Annotated in this window: 3 protein-coding genes; all 3 read right to left on the bottom strand. The window is 35.6% G+C overall.

From position 1 onward, the window contains the following. Window positions 1–1,142, bottom strand: a 1,142-nt coding sequence (locus V7137_RS16815; RefSeq protein WP_335699158.1) for a spore germination protein, incomplete at its 3' end; no start/stop codon positions are given. A gap of 501 nt (window positions 1,143–1,643) precedes the next feature. Next, window positions 1,644–1,847, bottom strand: coding sequence for a hypothetical protein (locus tag V7137_RS16810; protein WP_335699150.1), 204 nt, complete (start codon window positions 1,845–1,847; stop codon window positions 1,644–1,646). A gap of 1,287 nt (window positions 1,848–3,134) precedes the next feature. After that, entirely contained in the window at window positions 3,135–3,731 is a 597-nt protein-coding gene (locus V7137_RS16805; protein ID WP_335699149.1) for a beta/gamma crystallin domain-containing protein, read from the bottom strand. Window positions 3,732–3,984: the final 253 nt, after the last annotated feature.

Raw genomic sequence — 3,984 nt, 5'->3', positions numbered from 1 at the left:
CCAGCTTCCCTCAAACCTTCAAACATAAATTCCATCATTAGCGCTTCTATGACAGCCGGGAAAGGAATGCTTTCACGCGCCGATGCAATACTAATAAGTAAATTTGTCGGGATCAATTTCGGATGAAAGGTCGTAATAGCAACGTATAGAGAAGGAAGAAATAATGAAACATTGATTAAAACAAAACGTATCCATCGAACAAAGGTTGTGTAAACGGATCGTTCATAATAATCCTCCGTTGCCTGCAGACCTGTCCAGAATGTCATAGGAAGGATCAGAACGAAGGGTGTGTTATCTACTAAAATGGCAATTTTCCCTTCTAGTAGGCTTGCACAAACTGCATCCGGCCGTTCGGTATTCTGAATTTGAGGAAAAGGTGAAAAAGGTTGATCCTCAATAAACTCTTCAATAAAGGCTGACTCCAACACCCCATCAATTTGTATTCGCTGAACCCTTTGCCGAACTTCCTTCAATACCGAATTTGGAGCAATCCCCTCAATGTAGGCAATTACCACATCTGTTTGTGATAATTCCCCAATCGAATAAGGTTCCATTTTTAGCCTTGGGCTCCGAATTCTTCGGCGAAGAAGGCTCGTATTGACTCTTAGCGTTTCCGTAAACCCGTCCCGAGGGCCACGAACAGAAATCTCGGCAGAAGGCTCTTCAATACTACGTTTTTCAAACCCTTTTAAATCAGCAACCAAGGCTTGATTCTCCCCGTCTGTTAGAACGACGATATTAGCTTTCATTACTGCCTCTATAACCTCACGAACCTTTGAAACCGTCTTTAATTGAGAAACAGCGACAAGTTGCTCTTGAATGATTTCACCTATTGAGTTCACACCCTTTAATCCATTAGGCATACCTTCAAACAACATTGGTTTTAAAACAACCTGGTCCACTGTTTTGGTATCCACCAATCCATCTATATAAACCAGAAGCATTTTAGTTTGCCCATTGACGAGAATGGGACGAAAAACAATATCGGAACAATTGTCAAAAACTTGTTTCAAAACCTTTTCATTCACGGATATATCCTGTTCGAGTTCACCATCTTGACCATTTTGGAGTAGTATGCTGGTATTCTCAAGTTCCTGAATATCCTTTTTTAATCGCTTAATATTATGAATTTTTCTCATCATACTACCCCATTAATCATATGTTTTATGTATTTTATATTCGGAACTTAATGTTAATGATTCCTTTACAGCAAATTTTCACATACTTTACCACCAAATCGTTTTGAATATATAATGATTTTCAGAAGGTAAGGTCATTTGTCTGAAGAAAATACACCCTCGACATCTTTTTTATAGTCCCCACACTCACAGGAAAATTATTCAAGTATTTCTGCCAAATACTTAAAAAGGAATCGATTTTCATCGATTCCTGAAATTATGCTACTACTTATGAGTTAAGTGTTAATTACTTCTAAATAAATGATAAAATAAATTTCTCCCCTACATTAATAATTTGTCTAATCATAGAAAACCGCGGATGAATTTAGGGTTTACAAATATTAAAATACGTACCAATTTGTGAAACTTTTCACTTAAACTAATCTGCTTCGTTAGCACAATAAGAAAAGGAGTTGACGCAGCAACTCCTTTTTCAACTAAAGCACCCGTTAGTTACATAAGGATTTACTTTTTAAATTCTTTGTACTCGTCAATATAAAAAGCAACATAACCACAATTTGGGCATACAGCTGCTTTTGCTCTTGCAGATATATTATTGAAAAACCCTTTACCTTTTTGACTAATTTTAATCCTATTCAAATCACCTTCAACAGTTACTTTACATTCTTCTATCATTTCAGTTTGACATTGATTACAAATCCTATTCATTTCAAACACTCCTATTATTTTGACTGAAAAATTTATCGCTTAACTTATTTCGACAATAAAGTGTCGTTTTCCTTGTGCAACTATTCTGCTTCGTTAGCTCAATAAGAAAAGCTGCCAAGAATGACATCTGGATGTTCAACTCTTGCACCCGTTACTTTAAGTACATTCCTTCACAATCTACTTAAATTTGTTTAATACTCCACTTCTGTACTCTTCCAAGGCTTGTTCTTGTGCATTTATTAATAAAAAGGAGTGACCAAGAATAAAATGGGAATTCGGGCTACTTATCTCTATGTTTCAAGTGCAGTTAATGGAGAAATACAAATTTACAATATTAATAATCCAGAAATACCTTTTCATGTAGGGGAGTTTATCAGGCAAATTTAAACTTTCCCTCTGGATTGGCTATCAAAAGAAAGGCTCTTTACGTAGCAAATCAAGGGAATAATACTGTCAAGTATTTGCACCGAAAAGGATAATCAACAATACGATAGAACTCTAAACAAATGTCTTATTAATTAGAACACATTCTACCAAGGAGTGCAGCTGATTGTATTGATTTGTGTTACAAAATTAATTTCGACGTTCGTCTCGAACAACATCAGTTATTTTCTATATGTTCTATCACTTTACCTCACTAAAACATATTCAATATTTGAGTCGTATCGGAAATTTACCGAATGCGTTTGTGGATAAGAGTTGTTTGTGCTTTATACCTAAGCATACGCACTAGGCTTATAACATGCCCTTAGATTGAATTCTATGTTAAAAGAATACTTAGAAAAGGGAAGAAGGGGGATAGAATCTCTTAAAACGCCGCTACGATTCGGTATGAGAGCATGTGTAGGGTGTGCGTACTTAACTGACTTTCTATGCTTCCAATAAATGGGCTGTAATTGACACTTAAAGGAACTTGGAGAGTTTCTTGTATACAGATGCTCTAAGCTATCTCTTGTATTATAATTAACTTATGGAAAAGAGGTAAAAACTGGGGATGGGAAAATGCTGTTGATAAAGAAGATGCAATTGATTTAGAAGAAGCAACAAATTCAATTGAATCCGGAAACCAACCAAAACCATCTGTTATCCGTAGAGCAACGGAGTCTTTAAACAAATAAGACCAGTTGTAGAGGATACTTCCTATTTAGCAACTCAAATAGATAAAGTAAGCATTTGGGAATTTAAAGCTTGTGGATAGTATACATCCGCAAGCTTTTTCTGTACTAACTGCTATATTGTATGTTCAACTTTGTTCTTAAACTCTGTAATAGCGAATTTTTAATACACCTAAGAATACTCACAAAGTCGAAAAGTCTTAATTGATGAGATTTCATCATTTGTCCATCCACGATGAATGTTGTAGAGAAGTGGAGAGTTTCCAAGGTTATCTAAATACATCATACGGCCTCTGAAGTCTCTGTGTTCAAATATTAGTGCCACAGTATGTGGTCCTAATTCAAAAGAAGAAATTCTGTCATTCCAATGACTTCCTACGTATGACTGAATGTGGTTTGCAAGCAAATATTGGTTCTCACCACCTGCATTGACATGCTCATAATAAGTGACTTTTGAAGCACCAAAACTACCAGGGCAAAGTCGATAAGTTTTAATCGATGAGATTTTGTCCTGCAACTCACCTTTATGAATGTTAAAGAGTTTTTGTTCGCCAGACCAGTTTTCTAAATAATTGACTTTGCCTTTAAAGCCTCTGTCTTCAAAAAAAAGTATCAAAGTCATAGGTGCAATGCTTATAGAAGAAATTTTGTCATTATAAAAGTCTCCCACGTATTCAATAAACTCTCCTGAATACACTGTCAAACCCATACCTTTTCCATCGATATGCTCAAAAAATCGGTTCTTAAGGTTCATATCGTAACTAGGCATAATCAAACCTCCTATAAAATTTAATTCGAGTGAATATATGCCGATTTCCCCCTAAAAATGTTCATTTTTCATTAGATTTGACATTTTACTTAATACCTTCGTTGTTGGTAATCATTGAGTTGTTTAATAATCCTTTCTTACTGCCATCATTTTAAGCGAGAAAAAGTGAGAACTCTTGTTTAACTAACCTGCTTCGTTAGTCCAATAAGAAAAGCCACCGAAATGGCGGCTTGATCTTAAACTCTTGCACCCG

The organism is Neobacillus drentensis (assembly GCF_036962765.1).
GTDB lineage: Bacteria > Bacillota > Bacilli > Bacillales > Cytobacillaceae > Neobacillus > Neobacillus drentensis_C.
This window is presented reverse-complemented; position numbering and strand designations above follow the sequence as displayed.